Annotated in this window: 23 protein-coding genes; 12 read left to right on the forward strand and 11 right to left on the reverse strand. The window is 59.8% G+C overall.

All coding sequences use genetic code 11. From position 1 onward, the window contains the following. Nucleotides 1-34: 34 nt before the first annotated feature. Nucleotides 35-361 (reverse strand): DUF3565 domain-containing protein, encoded by a 327-nt coding sequence (locus PSH90_RS04250; RefSeq protein WP_076565878.1) that lies wholly within the window; start codon nucleotides 359-361, stop codon nucleotides 35-37. Here PSH90_RS04250 and PSH90_RS04255 point away from each other — a divergent pair. The 3 genes from PSH90_RS04255 to PSH90_RS04265 all read left to right on the forward strand — a co-directional run bounded on the left by PSH90_RS04255 (nucleotide 330) and on the right by PSH90_RS04265 (nucleotide 2,737). Next, complete coding sequence (locus PSH90_RS04255) at nucleotides 330-815, forward strand: peptidylprolyl isomerase (RefSeq protein WP_056782966.1); 486 nt, start codon at nucleotides 330-332, stop codon at nucleotides 813-815. The two genes, PSH90_RS04250 and PSH90_RS04255, sit on opposite strands and share 32 nt — an antisense overlap. A gap of 123 nt (nucleotides 816-938) precedes the next feature. Continuing rightward, on the forward strand, nucleotides 939-1,421 hold the full coding sequence (locus PSH90_RS04260; protein ID WP_150742794.1) for a glutathione peroxidase: 483 nt from the start codon (nucleotides 939-941) through the stop codon (nucleotides 1,419-1,421). 212 nt (nucleotides 1,422-1,633) lie between these two features. After that, nucleotides 1,634-2,737 carry an NADH:flavin oxidoreductase gene (locus PSH90_RS04265; RefSeq protein ID WP_095180385.1) on the forward strand — a complete coding sequence of 368 codons (1,104 nt, stop codon included), beginning with the start codon at nucleotides 1,634-1,636 and terminating at the stop codon, nucleotides 2,735-2,737. Between the two features lie 127 nt (nucleotides 2,738-2,864). Here PSH90_RS04265 and PSH90_RS04270 read toward each other — a convergent pair whose 3' ends face one another. Both PSH90_RS04270 and cysZ read right to left on the reverse strand, forming a co-directional pair. Continuing rightward, on the reverse strand, nucleotides 2,865-4,064 hold the full coding sequence (locus tag PSH90_RS04270) for a glycosyltransferase family 1 protein (RefSeq protein WP_252868813.1): 1,200 nt from the start codon (nucleotides 4,062-4,064) through the stop codon (nucleotides 2,865-2,867). A gap of 40 nt (nucleotides 4,065-4,104) precedes the next feature. Then, nucleotides 4,105-4,857, reverse strand: coding sequence for a sulfate transporter CysZ (gene cysZ, locus PSH90_RS04275; protein ID WP_056786736.1), 753 nt, complete (start codon nucleotides 4,855-4,857; stop codon nucleotides 4,105-4,107). 312 nt (nucleotides 4,858-5,169) lie between these two features. On the opposite strand from cysZ, the gene trxB reads away from it, so the two are divergent. After that, nucleotides 5,170-6,132 carry a thioredoxin-disulfide reductase gene (trxB, locus tag PSH90_RS04280; RefSeq protein WP_016771656.1) on the forward strand — a complete coding sequence of 321 codons (963 nt, stop codon included), beginning with the start codon at nucleotides 5,170-5,172 and terminating at the stop codon, nucleotides 6,130-6,132. Nucleotides 6,133-6,323: 191 nt separating this feature from the next. Here the strand turns inward: trxB and PSH90_RS04285 are convergent, their stop codons facing one another. From PSH90_RS04285 to PSH90_RS04305, 5 genes are all read right to left on the reverse strand, one after another. After that, nucleotides 6,324-6,662, reverse strand: coding sequence for a HopJ type III effector protein (locus tag PSH90_RS04285; protein WP_305382229.1), 339 nt, complete (start codon nucleotides 6,660-6,662; stop codon nucleotides 6,324-6,326). Next, nucleotides 6,655-6,951: a DUF1244 domain-containing protein gene (locus PSH90_RS04290; protein WP_039759325.1), complete on the reverse strand. Its 297-nt coding sequence runs from the start codon at nucleotides 6,949-6,951 to the stop codon at nucleotides 6,655-6,657. Before PSH90_RS04290 ends, PSH90_RS04285 begins: the two co-directional genes overlap by 8 nt. 118 nt (nucleotides 6,952-7,069) lie before the next feature. Further along, nucleotides 7,070-7,441 (reverse strand): dihydroneopterin triphosphate 2'-epimerase, encoded by a 372-nt coding sequence (folX, locus tag PSH90_RS04295; protein ID WP_016771653.1) that lies wholly within the window; start codon nucleotides 7,439-7,441, stop codon nucleotides 7,070-7,072. Between the two features lie 72 nt (nucleotides 7,442-7,513). Beyond that, a complete protein-coding gene (gene folM, locus PSH90_RS04300; RefSeq protein WP_252868814.1) occupies nucleotides 7,514-8,224 on the reverse strand; it encodes a dihydromonapterin reductase in 711 nt (236 codons plus the stop codon). A gap of 58 nt (nucleotides 8,225-8,282) precedes the next feature. Further along, nucleotides 8,283-8,852 (reverse strand): antibiotic biosynthesis monooxygenase, encoded by a 570-nt coding sequence (locus PSH90_RS04305; RefSeq protein WP_041477999.1) that lies wholly within the window; start codon nucleotides 8,850-8,852, stop codon nucleotides 8,283-8,285. 211 nt (nucleotides 8,853-9,063) lie between these two features. On the opposite strand from PSH90_RS04305, the gene PSH90_RS04310 reads away from it, so the two are divergent. Next, on the forward strand, nucleotides 9,064-10,023 hold the full coding sequence (locus tag PSH90_RS04310) for a MerR family transcriptional regulator (protein ID WP_095180389.1): 960 nt from the start codon (nucleotides 9,064-9,066) through the stop codon (nucleotides 10,021-10,023). Between the two features lie 3 nt (nucleotides 10,024-10,026). On the opposite strand, the gene PSH90_RS04315 is transcribed toward PSH90_RS04310, so the two are convergent. Then, nucleotides 10,027-10,632, reverse strand: a complete 606-nt coding sequence (locus PSH90_RS04315; protein WP_024011639.1) for a hypothetical protein — start codon at nucleotides 10,630-10,632, stop codon at nucleotides 10,027-10,029. Between the two features lie 54 nt (nucleotides 10,633-10,686). Beyond that, the gene (locus PSH90_RS04320; protein WP_252883192.1) at nucleotides 10,687-11,163 is read right to left on the reverse strand and encodes a PAS domain-containing protein; all 477 of its coding nucleotides are present in this window, start codon (nucleotides 11,161-11,163) and stop codon (nucleotides 10,687-10,689) included. Between the two features lie 154 nt (nucleotides 11,164-11,317). Here PSH90_RS04320 and PSH90_RS04325 point away from each other — a divergent pair, with 154 nt between their 5' ends. The 4 genes from PSH90_RS04325 (at nucleotide 11,318) to PSH90_RS04340 (ending at nucleotide 14,697) form a co-directional block, all read left to right on the forward strand. Next, on the forward strand, nucleotides 11,318-11,773 hold the full coding sequence (locus PSH90_RS04325) for a flavodoxin (protein ID WP_041478001.1): 456 nt from the start codon (nucleotides 11,318-11,320) through the stop codon (nucleotides 11,771-11,773). Between the two features lie 175 nt (nucleotides 11,774-11,948). After that, complete coding sequence (locus PSH90_RS04330) at nucleotides 11,949-12,731, forward strand: class II aldolase/adducin family protein (RefSeq protein WP_150636128.1); 783 nt, start codon at nucleotides 11,949-11,951, stop codon at nucleotides 12,729-12,731. Then, on the forward strand, nucleotides 12,731-13,633 hold the full coding sequence (locus PSH90_RS04335; protein WP_305382231.1) for an alpha/beta fold hydrolase: 903 nt from the start codon (nucleotides 12,731-12,733) through the stop codon (nucleotides 13,631-13,633). The genes PSH90_RS04330 and PSH90_RS04335 overlap by 1 nt, the downstream gene beginning before the upstream one ends. A gap of 152 nt (nucleotides 13,634-13,785) precedes the next feature. After that, complete coding sequence (locus PSH90_RS04340) at nucleotides 13,786-14,697, forward strand: SDR family oxidoreductase (RefSeq protein WP_041478004.1); 912 nt, start codon at nucleotides 13,786-13,788, stop codon at nucleotides 14,695-14,697. Nucleotides 14,698-14,952: 255 nt separating this feature from the next. Here PSH90_RS04340 and PSH90_RS04345 read toward each other — a convergent pair whose 3' ends face one another. Next, the gene (locus PSH90_RS04345) at nucleotides 14,953-16,026 is read right to left on the reverse strand and encodes an S-type pyocin domain-containing protein (protein ID WP_305382232.1); all 1,074 of its coding nucleotides are present in this window, start codon (nucleotides 16,024-16,026) and stop codon (nucleotides 14,953-14,955) included. 710 nt (nucleotides 16,027-16,736) lie between these two features. Between PSH90_RS04345 and PSH90_RS04350 the strand changes: the two genes are divergently transcribed. The 3 genes from PSH90_RS04350 to PSH90_RS04360 all read left to right on the forward strand — a co-directional run bounded on the left by PSH90_RS04350 (nucleotide 16,737) and on the right by PSH90_RS04360 (nucleotide 22,612). Next, nucleotides 16,737-18,530, forward strand: coding sequence for a DUF1302 domain-containing protein (locus tag PSH90_RS04350; protein ID WP_236169711.1), 1,794 nt, complete (start codon nucleotides 16,737-16,739; stop codon nucleotides 18,528-18,530). A gap of 23 nt (nucleotides 18,531-18,553) precedes the next feature. Then, entirely contained in the window at nucleotides 18,554-19,921 is a 1,368-nt protein-coding gene (locus PSH90_RS04355) for a DUF1329 domain-containing protein (RefSeq protein WP_252887339.1), read from the forward strand. Nucleotides 19,922-20,059: 138 nt separating this feature from the next. Next, nucleotides 20,060-22,612 (forward strand): LuxR C-terminal-related transcriptional regulator, encoded by a 2,553-nt coding sequence (locus PSH90_RS04360; RefSeq protein WP_305382234.1) that lies wholly within the window; start codon nucleotides 20,060-20,062, stop codon nucleotides 22,610-22,612. The last annotated feature ends 130 nt before the right edge of the window (nucleotides 22,613-22,742 follow it).

The following is a 22,742-nucleotide window of genomic DNA, read 5'->3' on the forward strand; positions in this document are numbered from 1 at the left end:
GGGTGTCAGCCTATGTCTGGCCGACTACCGAAATTCAGTCGCCAAGGTTAGCGCTAACCGAGCCTTGTGCACACCAACCGCAGGCAAAGGGTTGACCTGTTTTTTCAATACGTTGCGCCGGATCCAGGACCCAGGCGCGGGTTTGCCACGGCGGCTGGTGGCGCAGGTGCTGGGTGTGGCCACAGGAAAGCTCGACCACCCAATGGCCTTCTTCGTCCTGATGGAAGCCGGTGATGGTCGAAACCCGTTTGTCCGGGTTGTGGTCGCTTTCACGCGATTGCTTCGCTAAACTTGGCCTTTCTATATTCTTATGCAAAAGGTCTCGCCCCATGCTGATCGCCGCCAATAAGGCTGTCTCCATCGACTATACCCTGACCAACGACGCTGGTGAGGTCATCGACAGCTCCGCCGGCGGCGCTCCGCTGGTTTACCTGCAAGGTGCAGGCAACATCATCCCGGGCCTGGAAAAAGCCCTGGAAGGCAAAGCTGTCGGCGACGAGCTGGAAGTGGCCGTTGAGCCGGAAGATGCTTACGGCGAATACGCCGCCGAGCTGGTCAGCACCCTGAGCCGCAGCATGTTCGAAGGCGTTGACGAGCTGGAAGTCGGCATGCAGTTCCACGCTTCGGCGCCGGACGGCCAGATGCAGATCGTCACCATTCGTGACCTGGACGGCGACGACGTCACCGTTGATGGCAACCACCCTCTGGCCGGTCAGCGCCTGAACTTCAAGGTGAAGATCGTTGATATCCGTGACGCCAGCCAGGAAGAAATCGCTCATGGTCACGTCCATGGCGAAGGTGGCCATCACCACTGATTTTCTGCGCTAAGCTTCGAGTACTGGAGAGGCGCCTGTGGGCGCCTTTTTAGTCCGCGGCTGTCCTTGGTGGCCTCGCCAAGTGGCTGTTTCGAGTAGAACACGAGAATCCTGGAGTTCGGCATGAGTGCTTTTCACGACCTTAAGTTGACCGGCCTGGATGGTCAGGAGCTACCGCTGGCGCCGTTCAAGGGCCAAGTCGTGCTGGTGGTCAACGTGGCCTCCAAATGCGGCTTGACCCCCCAGTACGCGGCACTGGAAAACCTCTACCAGCAATACAAGGCCAAAGGCTTCACTGTGCTGGGCCTGCCGTGCAACCAGTTTGCCGGTCAAGAGCCAGGCTCGGAAAAGGAAATCCAGGAATTCTGCAGCCTCAACTATGGCGTGACGTTCCCGTTGGCGAGCAAACTCGAAGTCAACGGCCACGAACGGCATCAGTTGTATCGCCTGCTGGCGGGCGAGGGCGCCGAGTTTCCCGGCGACATCACCTGGAATTTCGAGAAGTTTCTGCTCGGCAAGGACGGCCGGGTGCTGGCGCGGTTCTCGCCGCGCACGGCGCCGGATGATCCGACGATCGTGCATGCGATTGAAAAAGCGCTGGGCTGAAAAGCAGCATCAAAAGATCGCAGCCTTCGGCAGCTCCTACAGGGAGAACACCAATCTCGTGTAGGAGCTGCCGAAGGCTGCGATCTTTTGCTTTTCAATCTTTTGATCCTTAATCACCAAAATCAATAATGCTGTTCAGAGCTCTCGACTCTCAATATTATCGGCGTCATATCGATTCATGCCTGTCGCCAATGTTTTCGTGGAGCCTCTCGATGCCCGTTAAAGCCCTGTTCAAACCGTTCCATCTCGGTGCCCTCGAACTGCCGACCCGCGTCGTCATGGCGCCAATGACCCGCTCGTTCTCCCCGGGCGGCGTGCCGAATTCCAAAGTCATCGAGTACTACCGTCGTCGTGCGGCCGCTGGGGTTGGCTTGATCATCACCGAAGGCACCACGGTCGGCCACATCGCGTCCAATGGCTATCCAAACGTGCCGCAGTTTTTCGGTGAAGCGCCGCTGGCCGGCTGGAAAAAAGTTGTCGACGCCGTGCACGCCGAGGGCGGCAAGATCGTCCCGCAACTGTGGCATGTCGGCAGCGTACGCCGCCTCGGCACCGAGCCGGACGCCAGCGTGCCGGGCTACGGTCCGTCGGAAAAACTCAAGGACGGTCAGGTCGTGGTTCACGGCATGACCAAGCAGGACATCCAGGACGTGATCGCTGCGTTTGCCCAGGCTGCCAAAGATGCGCAAAGCATCGGCATGGACGGTGTGGAAATCCATGGCGCTCACGGTTATCTGATCGACCAGTTCTTCTGGGAAGGCAGCAATCAGCGCAGCGATGAATACGGTGGCAGCCTGGCCAACCGTTCGCGTTTTGCCATCGAATTGATTCAAGCAGTACGCGCGGCTGTCGGTGAGGGTTTCCCGATCATCTTCCGCTTCTCGCAATGGAAGCAGCAGGATTACACCGCGCGTCTGGTACAAACTCCCGAAGCGCTGGGCGAGTTTCTCAAGCCGCTGTCTGACGCTGGCGTGGACATTTTCCACTGCTCGACCCGACGCTTCTGGGAGCCGGAGTTCGACGGCTCGGATCTGAACCTCGCTGGCTGGACCCGCAAGCTGACCGGCAAACCGACCATCACCGTGGGCAGCGTCGGCCTGGACGGCGAGTTCCTGCAGTTCATGGTCAACACCGACAAGGTCGCGCAACCGGCCAGCCTGGAAAATCTGCTGGAGCGTCTGAACAAAGAAGAGTTCGACCTGGTAGCAGTGGGCCGCGCGCTGCTGGTCGATCCGGACTGGGCGCAGAAAGTCCGTGAAGGACGTGAGCAGGATATTCTGCCGTTCAGTCGTGAGGCGTTGATGACCCTGGTTTAAGCAGCGCCAGTTCGACCTTTTCGCGAGCAGGCTCGCTCCCACCCTCTACTGCATTTCATATGAAGGAATGCGGTGCCCATGTGGGAGCGAGCCTGCTCGCGAACGCTGTTTCTATGTCGACGCAAATCTATGGTTGTGTCTGAGCCCCAGGCACCACCAACTCCCCCACACAAGCCCCCCGCAAATACCCCTCGAATTGCTCGATAATCGCCGCCCAGCCCTGGCGACTGCCATGCTGCCGCGCATTCAGCCGCACACAACGCAACCGTTCATCTTCCTCCAGCAACCACGCCGCCGCTTCGCAAAACGCCTGCTCATCGCCGGGCATTGCCGAAACGCCGTTGTAGCCATGGCGAATATGCTGCGCCGCCGCTGCCTGGTCATAAGCAATAACGCCAAGTCCCGAAGCCAGGGCTTCCAGCACCACATTGCCGAAAGTTTCGGTGAGGCTGGGAAATACAAACAGATCCCCTGAGGCATAGTGCGCCGCCAGTACTTCACCCCGCTGCGCGCCGCAGAAGATCGCTTCCGGCAATTCTTTTTCCAGCGCCGAACGCTGCGGGCCGTCACCGACCACGATCAGCTTCAGATGGCGCTGTGGATAAGTCTCACACAGGGTTTCAAAGCAGCGTTTGAGCAGGCCCAGATTTTTCTCCGGGGCGAGCCTTCCTACGTGGATGACCGCGATATCCGTGTCAGAGAGCCCCCATTGCTCACGCAACGCGCTCTGACGTTTGCTCGGATGAAACAACTGGCTGTCCACACCCCGCGACAACAACGCCAGCCGCTCGAAATGCCGCCGCTCCAACTCCAGGCGCTGACTGGCGCTCGGCACTAAAGTCATTGCCGAACGATTGTGAAACCAGCGCAGGTAGTGGGTAAGCATCCGCGTCAGCAGACCGAGGCCGTACTGGCTGGTGTATTGCTGGAAGTTGGTGTGAAAGCCGCTCACCACCGCAATCCCCAGGCGCCGTGCGGCGCGCAGTGCTGACAATCCCAGCGGGCCTTCCGTGGCGATGTACAGCACATCGGGGCGCTGGCGTTTCCAGCGGCGCAGCAGTTTATGCATCGACGACTGGCCCCATTGCAGCCCCGGATAGCCCGGCAGCGGCCATCCGCGACACAGCAACAGTGCATCGTCTTCGCTGCGTTGTGGATCACCGGCCTGGCGCGGGCGCACCAGCTCCACCTGATGCCCTCGTGCGCGCAAACCCTCGCACAAGCGGCCAAGGGTATTGGCCACGCCGTTGATTTCCGGTGGGAAGGTTTCGCTGATGAGGGTGATATGTAGAGCTGTCGTCATGACCTCAGTGTCGGCTGAGGCCATGTCGAGCTTGTTACGATCGGATGATGGATTTGTGACGCGGTCAGTGCTGTATCACCAGGTTTTCGGCGCCACGTTCGCGCACCCAGAACAATGTCGCTCCGGCCACCGCCGCTGGCATCATCAGGATGTTCACCACGGGAATCAGCAACACCAGATAAACGATCCCGCCAAAACTCATGCTCTGCCAGCGCTTCTGCCGCAGCCAGGCGAGCATCTCGTTCCAGCCGAGTTTGTGGTTATCCGCCGGGTAGTCGATGTACTGGATGGCCATCATCCACACACCGAACAGCAGCCATAACGGCGCGGCGACGATATTTACCACCGGGATGAACGAAAGGATGAACAGGCCAATGGCGCGCGGCAGGAAGTAGCCGAGCTTGCGCATTTCCCGGGCGAGGGTGCGTGGGACCATCGCGATCAGTTCGCCCCAACTGAACGCCGGGAAATCATCGGTACCGCGCACCACCACTTCGACTTTTTCCGCAAGGAAGCCGTTGAACGGTGCGGCAATGATGTTGGCGAGCATGGTGAAGGTGAAAAACACCATCAAGGCCACCAGGACCACGAACAATGGCCAGAGGATATAGCTGAGGAAACTCAGCCATTCAGGCAACGAGGGCATCAGCGTGTCGACCCACAGGCTGAACTGGTGGCCGGCCAGATAGATCAATCCGACGAACAGCACCAGGTTGATAGCCAGCGGCAACAACACGAACAGGCGCAGGCCAGGGCTCAGGACCAGTTTGAGGCCTTCGCGCAGGTATTGCGGGCCTGACAGAACAGGGGCGGGCATAAGGTGCTCCGAAGCAAGGGAAATCGCGCCGACGTTACCGACTTTGCCCCAGCGGCGAAAGCGCGGCAGAGCAATCGACATTCACTGTAACAAAGAGGTCTATCTCGTCACCGTCTCGGCATAGAGACCACCTATGAGCTGGATTGTTAAACCGTATTTCCTTAATCTTGCCCCCCTCGATACGCTGCACCCAACTTTTTACAGGACTGTCGAGTTCAAGCCTTCCCCAAGGTGTCCACGGTCCTTTTTTATTCCGCCGGCCGTCCGGCGTCCGCGCCAGATTTTTCATGGCCGGCCAACAGGAGCAGATTCATGTCTGAAGTCCGTCATTCGCGAGTGATCATTCTCGGTTCCGGCCCCGCCGGTTACAGCGCTGCGGTCTACGCGGCCCGCGCCAACCTCAAGCCACTGCTGATTACCGGCATGCAGGCCGGCGGTCAACTGACCACCACCACCGAAGTCGACAACTGGCCGGGTGATGTTCATGGCCTGACCGGTCCGGTGTTGATGGAGCGCATGCGCGAGCACGCCGAGCGTTTCGAGACCGAGATCGTTTTCGATCACATCAACGCCGTGGACTTCGCTGCCAAGCCGTACACCCTGACCGGCGACAGCGCCGTCTATACCTGCGATGCGCTGATCATCGCCACGGGTGCCAGCGCCCGTTACCTGGGCCTGCCGTCGGAAGAAGCGTTCATGGGCAAAGGCGTGTCGGCCTGCGCGACCTGCGACGGTTTCTTCTACCGCAACAAGCCGGTCGCCGTGGTTGGCGGTGGCAACACCGCTGTCGAAGAAGCGCTGTACCTGGCCAACATCGCCAGCACCGTGACCCTGATCCACCGTCGCGAAACCTTCCGCGCCGAGAAGATCCTGATCGACAAGCTCAACGCTCGTGTGGCTGAAGGCAAGATCATTCTCAAGTTGAACGCCAACCTGGACGAAGTCCTCGGCGACAACATGGGCGTGACCGGTGCGCGCCTGCGCAACAATGATGGCAGCTTCGACGAGATCAAAGTCGACGGCGTGTTCATCGCCATCGGCCACACCCCGAACACTTCGCTGTTCGAAGGCCAGTTGACGCTGAAAGACGGTTACCTGGTTGTGCAGGGCGGCCGTGAAGGCAATGCGACTGCCACCAGCGTCGAAGGCATCTTCGCTGCCGGTGACGTGGCTGACCACGTTTACCGTCAGGCCATCACCTCGGCCGGCGCCGGTTGCATGGCGGCACTGGACACCGAGCGTTACCTGGACGGCTTGCAGAACGCCACGTTCTAAGACCGCAGGGCATAAAAAAAACCGGCCAGATTGGCCGGTTTTTTTGTGCCCGAGATTCGCAGTCGCCACGCATCCAGTGTGGGAGCGAGCCTGCTCGCGAAAGCGGTGTATCAGTCGACATCAACGTTGAATGTCAGTCCGTCTTCGCGAGCAGGCTCGCTCCCACAGGTGTTATGTGTGGCTGTTGGGGATCAGCGGCGGGTCAGGGGTTGGGCGCTGAACTTCACCCCGGCCAGGCCGTGCTTGATCAACGCGCGGATATTGCCGTGATCGCTGCCCTCGGGCGTCGCCAGCACCGAACGGTAATGCTCGCCGAACGCCAGCAGCGCTTCTTCATCGCTCAGACCTTCCAGCAGTGCCAGGCCCAGGGTCTTGCACGAGCCTTCGTTCTGCCCGGCAGCATTTTCCACGCCGCCGTTGTTGAATGCTTGCGGCTGGTAGTCGTAACCGGCGGCGATGAACGCCAGGGTGTCGGCGAAAGCATGCTCGCCACTCTTGAGGCTGGCGCGCAGGGTGTTCAGATCAGTCATTGGGTTTTCCTTTGGCAAACGCTGCTTGCTGCTCGGCGCTGGCTTCTTGCTGGTATTGGGCTTTCCACTCGGCGTAGGGCATGCCGTACACCACTTCGCGGGCGTCATCGAGGCTGACCTCGATCTGACGTTGGTCGGCTTCAGCCTTGTACCATTTCGACAGGCAGTTGCGGCAGAACCCGGCGAGGTTCATCAGGTCGATGTTCTGCACGTCCTTGCGGCTGTCGAGGTGAGCGACCAGTCGGCGAAAGGCGGCGGCTTCGAGTTCCAGGCGTTGTTGCTCGGTCATAAGGGTCTCTTCGAGACAGCTTCAAGCGGCAAGCTACAAGCTGCAAGATTGAATTGTGGGGGGCGTTAGATTAACGCTTACGGCTTGAAGCTTGAAGCTTGAAGCTTGAAGCTTGAAGCTAGCGGCTCGCTGCGAGCGTAATCGATACCGATTCGGCGAAGCGCAGCGCGTGGGGCTTGTCGACTTCGACTTCGGCGTACAGCACCGATGCATTGGTCATCACCAGATCGAGCAATTCTTGCGTCAGGCGTTCGAGCAGCGCGAAGCGGTTACCTTCGACGTGGGCGATGATTGCCTTGGTGATGGTGCGGTAATTCAGCGCGTGGTCGATATCGTTGTCGCGCACCGCTTCCTGCGCTGCGTACAGAATGGTCAGGTTGATCAGCACATCCTGCTTGTTGAGGATTTCGTCCTCGTTGATGCCGATAAAGGTGCGCAGGCGCAGATCCTTGACCCGGATGCGCGCCATTCCCGGTTGAAGTTGTGGCATTGATTTGCTCCGTCCAGTCTATTGCAGGCGTTCAGGTGGATCTTACTCGACTCGCGGCTGAAGCGGGACGGCCTATTTGACGTGCCGGCCGCCGTTGACGGTCAGGGTCGTGCCGGTGACATAGGGATTGTCGAGCAGATAGCGCAGGCTCTGATAGATCACCTCGCTGCCCGGCTCGATACCCAGCGCGGACTTGGCCAGCGCCTTGCTGCGGTAGGCGGCGTCATCGTCGGGGTTGAACAATAGCAGCGCCGGAGCGATGCCGTTGACCTTGATGGCGGGCGCAAAGCGCGCGGCAAACGACAGGGTCAGACTGTCGAGCCCGGCCTTGCTGGCGCAATAACCGATGTGCTTGCTGCTGCCCTTGCGGGTGACGTCGTCGCTGATGTGAATGATGTCGGCAGGTGTCGAGCGTTGCAGCAACCCGGCGCAGTGCAGGTTGATCAGGTAAGGCGCGAGCATGTGAATGTTGAACATGCGATTGAAGGCTTGTGCTTCGCTGCCCTGGGTTTCCGCCAGCCATTCGGAGGCGTTGTGCACAATCGCGCGCAAACTGTCGGTGTGCGCTTTCAGTGAATCAATGAAGGCCAGTATTCCTGCCTCACTGGAAAAATCCGCGAACAGCGCTGTCGCGCCGAGATCGCGAAGGGCCTGTACGCCCGGTCGCTCGGTGCGGTAAGTGAAAATCAGCGGGTGGCCATCCTCGATCAAGCGCTGCGCGCAGTGCAAACCGACACGCTGGCCGGCGCCGGTGATGAGGATAGGGGCTGCGGAATCTGGCATGGGCGGCTCGCATCGCGGTTGAAGCGAAAACTATAACAGGCTCGCCGCCCGCTGCGGATCAGCGATTCTGCGCCGACGGTGCGCCAGCCAATGGCCTCGTCGGCGTGCTGTTCAACCAGTTCGCCAGCAGACGCGTCGACAACGGGATGAAGAAATATACCATCAGCGGCGTCAGGCACGCCGTGCCGATCAAGATGCGCGGCAACAGGCTCAGCTCAGCGAGCAGCGGGCCGAGGGCAAAGTTGAATATCAGCGACACCGGAAAAAACGCCAGCCAGATCGCCACGGCCTGTTTCCAGCGCGGCGGGCGTTGGCCGGCAGCACCAAACCAGCCTTCAATGCCGCTGACCCGGTGCTCTTTGGGATGTTCGAAAAGATCGCTGCCACGATTCAGCCAGGCGGTACGCGACGCCGAGTATTCCCACGCGTGCAGGGTCTGCTCATCGACAAATCGGAAGATAATCTGGAATTCGTTGTCACCGGGCGGTGGCGCGAGGACGCCGGAGCCGAGGTAGCCGGGGAAGTCGGTGGCCAGTTGCTCGCCTTCGCGCAACCAGGCGATAAGATCGTGATAACGGCCATCAGCGACGCGACGCGCTACCATTAGCGTGACGGGGGAAGTAGACATTTTGTATCTCCGTATTTCGAGTGCGTCGCTCCGGGTAAGAGCTTCGCCTGACGCAGGCCGGGGTAGAGACCTGCGCTTTGCAGCAAGCAAGGATTATTCCTGATTTTGTCGATTAAACCAGCCACATTCGTCGTAGATCACTACTTGAAGGTTTCCAGTCCATCATGTTTAAAATGGGATCCAATGAACCGACATGGAAGTTGACCGCCAGATGCCTGTAATCACGGACCCTCGCCCGGCTTCGACAGCACTCGGCACGATCGAGCGCGAAGAGCTGTTTCCCATCCGCGAAGTGGCGCGCCTGACTGGCGTCAACCCGGTGACCCTGCGTGCCTGGGAGCGCCGTTACGGACTCATCCAGCCGACGCGCACCGAAAGCGGGCATCGTTTGTATTCCATGAACGATATCGAGCGCGTGCGCAGCATTGTCGACTGGATCGATCGCGGCGTGGCCGTGAGCAAAGTCGGCAAGATCCTGGCGAAAACAGAGCCTCTGAAGGTGCTGGCAAACTTCATCCCCGATGACCATGTGCAGGCCGATTACAAGCAATGGCAGGAGCAGGTTCAGCAGGCGGTCAGTGCGTTCGACGATCAGCAGCTGGATCGCGTCTACGGGCAGATTTTCTCGTCGTACGCGCTGCCGGTGGTGTTCGAAGCCATTCTGATGCCGTTGTGGCGTCAACTGCTGCAGCGCCAGGACGCTTTCGGGCAAACCAGCGAATGGTTGTTTCTCGACGGATTTCTCAGGGTGCGTGTACTGCAGCGCATTGTCATGTTGCGTGGTGCGCAACCGCGCCGGGTGATTGTCAGCGCGCTCGCGGGGCAGTGCAGAGAGCTTGAGTTGCTGGTCGCGGCGCTGTTTCTCAGCGGCAACGATTCTGGCGTGCGGGTGCTGACCACGGGCCAGCCGTTCGATGAATTGACGCTGGTCTGCGAAAAGGTCAAGCCTGACGCACTTGTACTGTTTTCCAATCATGCCCCCGGTCCAGAGCTGCCCCGACGCCTGAATCGTCTGGCACTGAGCCTCGATTGCCAATTGATGTTGGCCGGCGATGCCTCGGAACTGGCCGAAGACAGTCTGGCCGGTTCATCCGTTGCATGTCTGGGGAATGAGGGCGCAACGATGCGTCAACGCATGAAGCAATTCATGGCAGGCAAGCTGGATACCTGAGACTCAGGCGTGCAGGGCGGGATGGGTCAGGCGATGCTGTTGAAGGATGAACTGGCGCAGGCGCTCGGTTTCGTCGGCATCGGTCTGGCTCAGTTCGTAAGCGAAGAAACCTTGCTCGGTTTCACGCTCGAAATGGCCGCGCAACGAGATGCGCTCATAACCGGAAGGGCTGAACCACAGGGCGAAATGTTTCGGTGGTTTGGTCTTGTTGCGCACTTCCAGCAACACACCTTTGTGCGACACCTCGTGCACCCACAGCGTGCCGGGCTGGCCTTTGGCGTTTTCCAATGCCACCGGCTCTTCCAATACCAGGCGCCACGGCCGCACCATCGGGCCGTCTTCATAGATGCTCGGCACCCCGAGACGCAGATGCAGCGCGTGGAACTCGTCTTCCACCAGATGCAGCGGGAAAGTCATCTGCTGATTTTCGAAGTTTGCCTGGATCGTCACTTGCTCGTGAGCAGCCAGACGTGTCAGCAGGTCACGGATCTGCGAACCACCATTAACCAGCAGACTCGACGTTGCATCCCGCACGTTCAGTTGCGGGTTGTGCTGCATTGTCTGGATGAAATCCAGCTCGTCCTGGGTGAGGAGGGCGTCGCGCTGCATGGCTAACTCGAAGTGAATAGTTACAAAGTCATTGGTGATTGTAGTTAATGACCGTCAGTTCGCGGTTTTGTTTGCGCCGTTCGTCGCTTTGAGTGCCGCCAGCTCGCTTTGCAGCGCCGCCACTTGAGCTTCCAGCTGTGCAACCCGCTGCTGCGCCTTGACCTGAACCGTCACATCCTTCTGCACGCCGATGAAATAAGTCTGCCCGTCCTCGGCATTCTTTACCGTCGACAATGACAATTCGTTCCAGAACGGCGTGCCATCCTTGCGATAGTTGCGCAGGATTTCCCGGCAGGAACCGCCTTCACGCAATGTCTCGCGAATCAGTTGCAGACTTGGTTGATCACGGTCTCCAGCCTGCAAAAAACGACAGTCCTGGTAGAGGATTTCCTCACTGCTATAACCGGTCATGCGCTCGAAGGCAGGGTTGACGTAAATAAGGATGTTGTCCTGCTCGCCTTCCTTTTCAGCGACCACGATTCCGTCATTCGACGCATTGATCACCATTTGCAGCAGGCTGGCGTTGATCATCCGAGAATCCCTTCCGTTATGTCAGTGGCAGGCATTCTAGAAGAAAGCCGCGGACTGTCTATAGGCCATCCGCTTGCATTGAGAGCCAATCGCAACTTCGCGGCATGGGCTGTTACTATCGCGGCTCTTTTTTTTCAGTTCCAGGATCAGATTGATGAAAGTCGCCATCCTCTCAGGTTCGGTCTACGGCACCGCCGAAGAAGTCGCCCGCCACGCCCAGAACCTGCTGAAAGCCGCCGGCTTTGAAACCTTCTACAACTCGCGGGCCGCGCTGGCCGATATTCAGGCGTTCGCTCCTGAGGCTCTTTTGGCCGTCACTTCGACCACTGGCATGGGCGAGCTGCCGGACAACCTGCAACCGTTGTATTCGATGCTGCGCGATCAGTTGCCTGCTTCGTTGCGGGGCCTGCCCGGCGCGGTGATTGCCCTCGGTGATGCCAGCTATGGCGACACCTTCTGCGGCGGTGGCGAGCAGATGCGCGAACTGTTTGCCGAACTGGGCGTAAACGAGGTTCAGGAAATGTTGCGCATCGACGCCAGCGAAAGCGTCACGCCGGAAACCGATGCCGAGCCGTGGCTGGCGCAGTTGATCGAAGCGCTCAAGGGCTGATTGCGGGCAATAATCGCTGCACCTTATAAGCGTTGTTGCATTGCAACGGATCCAGGCTGTTTGCCCGGCTGACTCGTTCAGTCATCAAGCTGGCTGCCAATGCAACTACGCGATGCCCTGCGCCTGACTAGACTGCTGACACGAGCAGAACAAGAAGAACGCAGAGGTGCATACAGTGAGCGTAGCCCCCGTCCAATCGTCGCCGAACGTCAAAGATCAGGTCAGCGCTGCCGAGTGGCAGACCCGCGTTGATCTTGCCGCCTGTTACCGTCTGGTCGCGCTGCACGGCTGGGACGATCTGATCTTCACGCATATCTCGGCCAAGGTGCCCGGCACTGAAGATTTCCTGATCAATCCGTTTGGCCTGATGTTCCACGAGATTACCGCCTCAAGCCTGGTGAAGGTTGATCAGGCCGGCAACAAACTCATGGACAGCCCCTACGAAATCAACCCCGCCGGCTACACCATTCACAGCGCCGTCCACGAAGTTCGCCACGATGTGGTTTGCGTGCTGCATACGCACACTGCGTCAGGCGTTGCGGTGTCGGCACAAAGGCAGGGGGTGTTGCCGATCAGTCAACAGTCACTGTTTGTGTTGTCGAGCCTGGCCTATCACGCCTACGAGGGCGTGGCCCTGAATCATGAAGAAAAGGCGCGCCTGCAAGCCGATCTCGGCGACAACAGTTTCCTCATGCTGCACAACCACGGTCTGCTCACCTGCGGCGGGACTATCGCCGACACTTTTCTGATGATGTTCACTTTCCAGCGGGCCTGCGACATTCAGGTCATGGCGCAGACTGGAGGGACCGAACTGATCGCCATCGAACCGCAGATTCTCGCCGGCGCCAAAGCGATGATTGCCGGCGTCACCAAGAGCGCGCAGGGCATGGGCGGCGCGCTGGCGTGGCCGGCGCTGCTGCGCAAACTCGACCTGCAGGATTCGGGGTATAAATTCTAATGCCACTTGCCGAGATTCCTTTGTGTGTCTGGCGCAAGCGCAGCCGGACTTTTGTCTTTCGTGGCCAGTCGATCCGCTACTGGACAGTCGGGCAGGGTGAACCGTTGCTGTTGATTCACGGTTTCCCCACCGCCAGTTGGGATTGGCATTACTTGTGGCAGCCACTGGCCCAGCGTTATCAGGTGATCGCCTGCGATATGCTCGGTTTCGGCGATTCTGCGAAACCGCGCAATCACACCTATAGCCTGCTGGAACAGGCCGATCTGCAACAGGCGCTGCTCGCCCATCTGCAGGTTGAACAAGCGGTGCATATTCTTGCCCACGACTATGGCGACAGCGTCGCTCAGGAACTGCTCGCGCGGCACTACGAAAAGCGCATCGAAGTCGCCAGTTGCGTGTTCCTCAACGGCGGGCTGTTTCCGGAAACCCATCGTCCGCTGCTGATGCAGAAACTGCTGCTCAGTCCGATTGGCTGGCTGCTTGGTCGCGCATTCAGTCGTGAGGCGTTGGTCAAAGGTTTCCGGCAGATCTTCGGCCCGCAGACCCAGCCGACTGAAAGCGAACTGGATGATTACTGGAGTCTGGTCGACAGCAACCATGGCCCGCGCATCCTGCATAAATTGATCACTTATATCCCCGAGCGCCGGGTGCAACGTGAGCGCTGGGTGACGGCCATGCAGCAGGGTGACATTCCCTTGCGGGTGATCGATGGCGCATTTGACCCGATCTCCGGCGTGCACATGGTCGAGCGATATCGCGAACTGATCCCTGATGCAGACACCGTGCTCTTACCCGGCATCGGCCACTATCCGCAAACCGAGGCGCCGGCGCTGGTGCTCAAGCACTATCTGGCGTTCCGCGATCGTCTGGTATTGCCTCCGCGCAAAGTGGCGTACTCCTGATTCTCGCCGAGAGCACGGGCTCTCGGCGTCCTGACACTCGATCATCCCTCAGCCTTATCGCGCACCATTCAGCCGCAGCCGTGTTCGTTGTGACCCAAAGCGCCGTGCCTGACACTCGGGGCAATATCCCTTGGCCTGCTGGAGTTGCCGCGATGAATGAACCTGTGCGTTTCGAAGATAAAGTCGTGATAGTGACCGGCGCCGGTGGCGGCCTCGGTCGTGCGCATGCGCTGCTGTTCGCCAGGCAGGGCGCCAAAGTGCTGGTCAACGATCTCGGTGGCTCGACGCAGGGCGAGGGCGCCAACGCTTCGGCTGCCGACCGCGTAGTGGCGCAAATCCGCGAGGCCGGCGGTATTGCCGAAGCCAACCACGACTCGGTGACTGACGGCGACAAACTGGTACAGAACGCCCTTGATGCCTTCGGCCGCGTCGACGTCGTAGTCAACAATGCCGGGATCCTGCGCGACAAGTCGTTTCACAAGATGGACGACGCCGACTGGGATCTGGTCTATCGCGTCCACGTCGAAGGCGCCTACAAGGTTACCCGTGCCGCCTGGCCGCATCTGCGCGAGCAAAACTACGGTCGCGTGATTTTCACTGCGTCGACTTCAGGCATCTATGGCAATTTCGGTCAGTCCAACTACGGCATGGCCAAACTCGGGCTTTACGGGTTGACCCGAACGCTGGCGATCGAAGGGCGCAAGAACAACATTCTGGTCAACGCCATCGCCCCGACCGGCGGCACGCGCATGACCGAGGGCCTGATCCCGCCGCAAGTATTCGAGCAACTGAAGCCGGAACTGGTCAGCCCGCTGGTGGTGTATCTGGCCAGCGAGCAATGCCAGGAAACGTCGGGCCTGTTCGAAGTCGGCGGCGGCTGGATGGGCAAGGTGCGCTGGGAACGCAGCCTCGGTGCCGGCTTCGATCCGCGCGAAGGGTTCTCGCCGGAAGACGTCGCGGCGCACTGGCAGCAGATTTGCGATTTCGAAGGGGCGGCGCACCCGAAGGACAATATTGAAGCATTGAAGGAAATGATGGCGAATTTGCAGAAGTATTCGATTTGAAGTTAACGGAGCCACCAACCCTCGCGGCGGGTGGCTCCAGTTTTCAAATGTATCTTTTTTCTGTCATGAACTTGGGCGGCTTCCAGTTAGGTCCTTTGATAGCTAGGCCCTTTTCTCCCTCAAGCAAAATTCCCGCAGCGAAGAGCCGAGAGTACGACGCTTCCAGGGTCCCATACTCGTTGATCAGGTCTCGATTGTGCCGTCTGATCATCATGTCCAGATGTGGCGTTGCCTGAAGTAACGCGAACACAGTGACTATGTCATTTCATCTCCAGTCTCGTCTGGGTTGAAACCACGCCCGCTGTGCTTTCCCTTTTCGGTTGCCCCCTCATAAGGACTGCTGAACACCACATAAAGCGGCTCTATCCCCGAATCAGCCGGAAAAACGATGATGAATCGATCCCAGCGTTCGACCAGGATCGGGTTCAGATCCAGCCGCCCTTCAATCGGAACAACGGAAGCGCCGGAATAGGCGGGCGAACCGGTATCCACTATTGGCAAGGCGGTCGATTGGTCTCCCGGCGAGATAGCCGGAGTCCAGGTCAGCAAGTCGGTGGGCGAGTTCGATAGCGCGACCTGGTATACGTCGTTGAGCAAATCGTATGCGGCATTAAGGACCATCACACTTGAGCGAATATGGAAGTCATCACTCGTAGCGACGAACACTTGCGTGCCAGCCCCGAGTCGCCTGACCCCTAGCCCGACCTGCATCTCCAAAGTGCCCTGCCGGTCTGCGATTTCACGCAGCGTCTCGGCCGGCTCGGACGACAACTCGGCCAGTGGAACGCTCATCGCAAAGCGTTCGCCGTTGCCCAGAGGTGACGGCATCAACAGCGCTGCGAATCCCATCAGTACCGGACTGCCGAACAGCGTCGTGCCCGTCGCTGTCAGGGTCGCTTTTGCCGTACGTAGCGCATTGAGTATTCCCGCCGAGGTAGCCGGGCCGAGCGGGACGGCTGTCGAAGCGAAAGAAACGGCCGGGCCGTTGCGGGCCACTGCTCCATAAGCCGGAAAGACATGCTTGCGTTCCTCCTGTAACCGAGCCTGTTCTGCCGCATTGGCCAGCGCCGCTGCTTCAGCTTTGGCTTGTGCCTCGGCCTGGGCGATTTTCAACTCAGCCAGCCGCTCTTTCTTCCGAGCTTCAGCCTCAGCATTCAGGCGCGCGGTCTCAGCCGCCAGTCGAGCCTGTTCGGTATCCCGACGCTGTTTCTCCGCCAACGCGGCCAGACGCGCCTGTTCGCGTACGCGGATTTCTTCCTGCTCCCGGCGCACCGCTTCGGCAATGTCACGCTGGAGCGGATCCAGTTCTAACGGTGGAGGCTTTGGCATATTCATATCCTTGTGAATGTGCGTTTTCACTCGCTCGAAAGTGCGCACGGGTGGCGATGACATCCGTGTCACCAGCGAATGGTTGAGGTGTTTCAAGTTACATCAGAGTGGCGGTAATCAAATCCGAGAAGCCCGTCGGTAACAGGGCGTTATGTCGAAAGGGTTTTCGCGGGTTTTCATCGATGCAGAGGGAATTCGTCCGAGCTTCGAAGAAATGTCTGACGCGCTGATCGGAAGCGCTCCCGAACCGCTAACCAGCCTTTTTAAACGCCCATAAAAAAGGCCGCTGCAAACGCAGCGGCCAAGGTAAGACGTTGGATCAAGGAGCTACAAATCAACGTCAGTGAACACCGGGGCGGTAAACCGAAAACATCGATTTATCCAGAATCTGTAGCCAGTCGCTCGCGATTCAGCGTGGCGAGCTTGGCGCTTTGCGGCGTGTGCCGAGGAAAGCGCGCTCAGAATAAGGTCTCAAGCCTGTAGGAAAAATACCGATTCCAGACATGCACTGTTACGGGGCGCGCAACAGTGGCGTGCGCATGGATGGCGCTGATGACGCGCTATCCAGCCAGTCCATGAACCGCCCCAGGCCCCGCCGTACAAGGCCATTCATCCTTTCGAGCGACAACGCAAATACCTCCTTGGTGCGCTTATCGACCGCTTCACCCGGCAGTAGGGTGGGGCCTTCTGTCACTCACCGGGGAAGACGCATGACAAAAACAACAATGCGCGCCATCTTCACACCGCAGGCGCTGGCCGCTGCGGTGGCTCTGGGTTGCGGCGCCCAGGCGCACGCGGTCGCCTTCAACATCGGCGAAATCGAAGGCACCTTCGACTCGTCACTTTCGGTCGGCGCGAGCTGGGGTCTGCGCGATGCCGACAACTCGCTGGTCGGCACGGTCAATGGCGGCAGCGGACAATCGTCCACCGGTGATGACGGGCGCCTGAATTTCAAGAAGGGCGAAACCTTTTCGAAGATCTTCAAGGGCATCCATGACCTCGAACTGAAGTACGGCGATACCGGCGTGTTCGTGCGGGGCAAATACTGGTACGACTTCGAACTCAAGGACGAAGACCGCGAGTTCAAACAGATCAGCGACAGCGGCCGCAAGGAAGGCGCCAAGTCTTCCGGCGCGCAGATCCTCGATGCCTTCGTCTATCACAACTACGCCATCGCCGATTTGCCCGGCACCGTGCGGGCCGGCAAGCAGGTGGTGAGCTGGGGTGAAAGTACCTTCATCGGCAACTCGATCAACAGCATCAACCCGGTCGACGTCTCGGCATTCCGCCGTCCCGGTGCCGAGATCAAGGAAGGCCTGATTCCGGTGAACATGCTGTTTGGCTCGCAGAGCCTGACCGACAAACTCTCGGTCGAAGGCTTCTACCAACTGGAGTGGGACCAGACCGTTCTCGACAACTGCGGCACGTTCTTCGGCGTCGACGTGGCGGCGGACGGTTGCAACAACGGCTACACCGTCGGCAGCCCAGCGGTGGCGCCACTGGTGCCGCTGACCACCGCGTTCGGCCAAGGCATCCAGGTCACCCGCGAGGGCGTGGTGATCCCCCGTGGCGGCGATCGTGATGCGCGCGATTCCGGGCAGTGGGGCACGGCGCTGCGCTGGCTCGGCGACGACACCGAGTACGGCCTCTACTTCATGAACTACCACAGCCGTACGCCGACGGTCGGCACCACCACGGCGGGGCTGTCGACACTGGCGGCGTTGCCAGGCATGGTCGGCATTGCGAACGGCCTTGCGCCTGGCAGCGGTGCGGGGCTGGCGCAGAGCGTGATGCTCGGGCGCGGTCAGTATTACCTCGAATACCCGGAAGACATTCGTCTGTACGGCGCCAGTTTCTCCACCACGCTGCCCACCGGCACCGCGTGGACCGGCGAGATCAGCTACCGGCCGAACGCGCCGGTGCAGGTCAACACCAACGATCTCACCCTGGCGCTGGTCAACCCGATTGCCGGCGGCACCGCATCGCCACTCGCCACTTCGCCGGGTGCCGACAACAAAGGCTACCGGCGCAAGGAAGTCACGCAGATCCAGAGCACCCTCACACACTTCTTCGATCAGGTGCTCGGCGCCGAACGCCTGACCGTGGTCGGCGAAGCAGCGGTGGTGCATGTCGGTGGTCTGGAGTCACGCAGTGAGCTGCGTTATGGCCGTGATTCGGTCTACGGCCAGTATGGTTTCGGCGGCGATACCGACGGCTTCGTCACCTCGACCTCTTGGGGCTATCGCGCCCGGGCGATTCTCGATTACGCCAACGTCATCGGCGGGATCAACCTCAAGCCCAACCTGTCGTGGTCGCACGACGTCGCCGGTTACGGCCCCAACGGACTGTTCAACGAAGGTGCGAAAGCCATCAGCTTCGGCGTCGATGCCGACTACCGCAACACCTACACCGCGAGTCTGAGTTACACCGACTTTTTCGGTGGCGACTACAACGTCCTCGAAGACCGTGACTTCGTGGCCCTGAGCTTCGGCGTGAACTTCTGATCTGCCCGAGAAGGATGACTGCAATGCGCAAAACGATTCTGCAATGTGGCGTGCTGGCCTTGAGTCTGCTGGCCGCCAACGTGATGGCGGCGGTGTCGCCGGATGAAGCGAACAAACTCGGCACCAGCCTGACCCCGCTCGGCGCCGAGAAGGCCGGCAATGCGGACGGTTCGATTCCGGCCTGGACCGGCGGCATCCCGAAAAACGCCGGTGCGGTGGACAGCAAGGGCTTCCTCGCCGACCCGTTTGCCAACGAAAAACCGCTGTTCACCATCACCGCCGCGAACGTCGAGCAGTACAAAAGCAAGCTCTCCGATGGCCAGGTGGCGATGTTCAAACGCTACCCGGAAACCTACAAGATCCCGGTTTACCCGACCCACCGCTCCGTGGGGGCGCCGGCGGAAATCTATGAGTCGGCCAAGCGCAGCGCGCTGAACGTCAACGCAATCAACGACGGCAACGGCCTGGCCAATTTCACCGGCAACCGCTACTACGCCTTCCCGATTCCGAAGAACGGCGTCGAGGTGCTGTGGAACCACATCACCCGCTACCACGGTGGTAATCTGCGGCGGATCATCACCCAGGTCACGCCGCAGACCAACGGCAGTTACACGCCGATCCGCTTCGAAGAAGAGATCGCCGTGCCGCAACTGATGAAAGACATCGACCCGGATAAAGCCGCCAACGTACTGACCTTCTTCAAGCAATCGGTGACCGCTCCGGCGCGGCTGGCCGGTAACGTGCTGCTGGTGCACGAAACCCTCGATCAGGTGAAGGAACCGCGTCTGGCGTGGATCTACAACGCCGGTCAGCGCCGCGTACGTCGCGCACCGCAAGTGGCCTATGACGGCCCGGGTACAGCGGCCGATGGCCTGAGGACTTCCGACAATTTCGACATGTTCTCCGGCGCGCCGGATCGCTACGACTGGAAACTGGTCGGCAAGAAGGAAATGTACATTCCCTACAACAGCTACAAACTCGACTCGCCAAAGCTCAAGTACGACGACATCGTCAAGGCCGGGCACATCAATCAGGACCTGACCCGTTACGAACTGCACCGCGTCTGGGAAGTGATCGGCACGGTGAAACCGAACGAGCGGCACATCTACGCCAAGCGCCACATGTACATCGACGAGGACAGCTGGCAAGTGGCACTGGCCGATCACTACGACGGTCGCGGGCAACTGTGGCGCGTTGCCGAAGGTCACGCGCAGTACTACTACGATCATCAGGCTCAGGCTTACACGCTGGAAGCGCTCTACGACATCATTGCCGGCCGCTACATTGCGTTGGGCATGAAGAACGAAGAGAAGCACAGCTTCGAATTCGGTTTTGAAGCCAAGGCTGCCGATTACACACCTTCGGCCCTGCGCGCCGAGGGCGTGCGCTAACGGCTCTGCTGTACCGCTGGACAAAAGGCGACCGCACGGTCGCCTTTTTTATGGCCATCAATCAGCGTGCTGAATACTCGTCAACAAGGGCGCGGGAGAGGGCTAGGGTGAGCGCACAACGATAAGAAGGCTCACCCGATGACCGCCATGACCCCGTGCCTGGATCGACCCGGATTTTTGCCCAGGCTTTCTTCGCATCATCAACTTCGCAGCCGTTTGAGCGCACCTTTGCTGACATCGAACGCACGGGTCAGGCTGTTGTGCGCGCCCGCAGGCAGCGGCAAAACCGCACTGCTCACCGAATGTCTCCTTCAGGTGCGCGCGGAGTGCGAGGCAATCTGGCTGCCGCTGGCGGGAGCGGCGCTCAGCACCGAAGAATTCTGCCTGCGTCTGACGCGGGCGCTCGGGCTGGTCGAAGGCCTTGACGATACGCAACTGATGGCGGAGCTGGCCCATTGGTCGAGGCCGACGTCGCTGTTTATCGACGATTACAGTCGGCTGCCGGATCCGGCTGTGGATGCTCTGCTGGATCGCTTGCTGGCGGTCAGCAGCCCGGCGCTCACCTGGTGGATCAGCACTCGCCGCCGGCCGCAGTGCAACTGGCCGCGCCTGTTGCTCGATGACGAACTCTACGAATTCGAGAGCGCCAGCCTGGCGCTGACTCACGATGAAGTTGTATCGGTGTTGCACCATTTGCCGCCTGACCAGGCGGACCGCGTCGCCACCCGTATCATCCAGCGTACTGGCGGTTGGTGCGCGGGGGCGCGCATGGCGCTCCTGCAGAAATGCGACTGGTCGCAAAACCTGCAACCGCAGCAGCGTGTCGACACTCTGCTCGATTATCTGCAGCATGAACTGTTCAGCAACCTGACGCCGGAGCAGGACGAGGCATGGCGTGTGCTGGCTCACCTGCCACGGTTCAATGCGCCGTTATGCGAGCATTTGTTCGGCGCCGGCGAAGGCGCGCGGCTGCTGCACGATCTGCAGGTGTTGGGCTGCTTTATCGAGCCATGGCAGCAATCCGCTGACTGGCTCCAGGTGTTCCGCCCGCTGTCGCGAATCATCCAGGAGTCGCACTGGCCGTGTGCGCGTTCCTGGCACCGGCGCGCCTGTCAGTGGTTCAGCGCGACGCAGGATTGGCGAGCGGCGTTCGAGCAAGCGTTGTTGGCCGAGGAATACGAAACTGCCGTCAGCCTGTTGCAGCATTTCGGCTTCGAAGACTTGTTCGAAGACCAGACCGTCGTCCTGCTGTTGCGTTTGCACGAGCAGCAAAGCCAGCAACTGACCCTGATGACACCACAGCTGATCGTGCTGGTCACGGGCGCCTTATTGTTTGCCGGCCGGTTCGAACAGGCCGGGCAATGCCTGGCTCATCTCGGCCGCTTCATGCCGCAGCCGACAGCGCAACTGGAGCAGCAACTGCTGGCCCGCTGGCAGGCGCAACAGGGATGGCTGTTTCACCTGCAAGGGCAAATGGAGCCGGCACGCGCCTGCTTTCAGGAGGCTTTGTCTGCACTGGCTGACGATGCCTGGCAGGCGCGTTTGATGTGCCTGTCGGGACTGACCCAGCAGGCGTTACTGTGCGGCGAGCTGGATCAGGCCCATGCCCTCAACCGCGAAGCGCTGTGCCTGGCGCGTGCTCACGGCTCCTTGCTGTTCGAAGGCTTGCTTGAGCTTGACCATGCGCAATGGCTCGAGCAGCGGGGCGCGCCTTTGCGTGCCGAAAGCCTGCTGGTGGAGATCGAGCACTTGCTGCGCCAGCGCGCCACAGTGCCCGTGCCACTGCTCGGCCGGATTGCCCTGCGGCGCGGACGACTGGCGCTGTGCATGGGACTTGAAGAGCAGGCTGCGCAGTTGTTCAGCCAGGGCCTTGAAGATTGCTTGCGCAGCCACGACAAGCGGGTCTTGTATGGTTATCTGGGGCAGGCGCAACTGGCCGGCAATCGCGGCGATTATGCCTGCGCTTTCGAACGCCTGCGCGAGGCCGAAAGGGTCATGCAGCAGCGGCAGATTCCCGATACGGTCTATCGCGGTGTTGTGTTGCAGGTGAGCAGCCAGTTCTGGTTGCAGCAGGGCCGACCGCATCTTGCGCAAGAAGCGTTGAGCCGACTGTTACGGCATTACCGGGGACCTTCGGCGTTGCAGGCGCCACCCGCGACGTTCGAACTGATTATTCGCATCGAATACCTGCTGGCCTGCGCGAATGCGCAATCGGTCCCGGACGAAAGCGCTCTGTCAACCATTGAGCGATTGTTGAAGCGCGCTCAGGCCAAAGGCATGTTGGCGGCGGAAACGGAATTGTTGCTGGCCTTCGCCCAGTTGGCCGAAGCGCACGGTGACACGGCGGCGGCGCAGCAAGCGTTCCAGCGAGCCGCAACGCTGGCGGAGCGTTGCCGATTGCAGCAAGCCGTGCGCGAGTGGGAATTACGCCGAGGTAGCCTCACTGGGGCTGGCAAGGAGGTCTCTGCCTGGCCACGGGATAACGATGAACAGGCGCCTGGCCTCAGTCGGCGCGAACGGGAAGTGCTGATGTTGATTGCTCAAGGGGCTTCTAATCAGCAAGTTGCCGAACAACTGTTTATTTCATTACATACAGTAAAAACCCATGCGAGAAGGATTAACGGTAAGTTGGGTGTAGAACGCAGAACCCAGGCTGTGGCGAAAGCCAAGTTGATGGGGATACTGGTTTAGTTTTGTAAATTTCAGTAGCACAACATGGTGTTCGTTGTTGGGTGGCATGTTTTGTAATTTGTTCGAGCTTCATGTCGGCTGAAAAAGAAACTACCTTGCAATTATCGGCGGTGGCTGCACTTGCAGCTCT

It is taken from the genome of Pseudomonas sp. FP1762 (assembly GCF_030687105.1).
Taxonomy (GTDB): domain Bacteria; phylum Pseudomonadota; class Gammaproteobacteria; order Pseudomonadales; family Pseudomonadaceae; genus Aquipseudomonas; species Aquipseudomonas siliginis.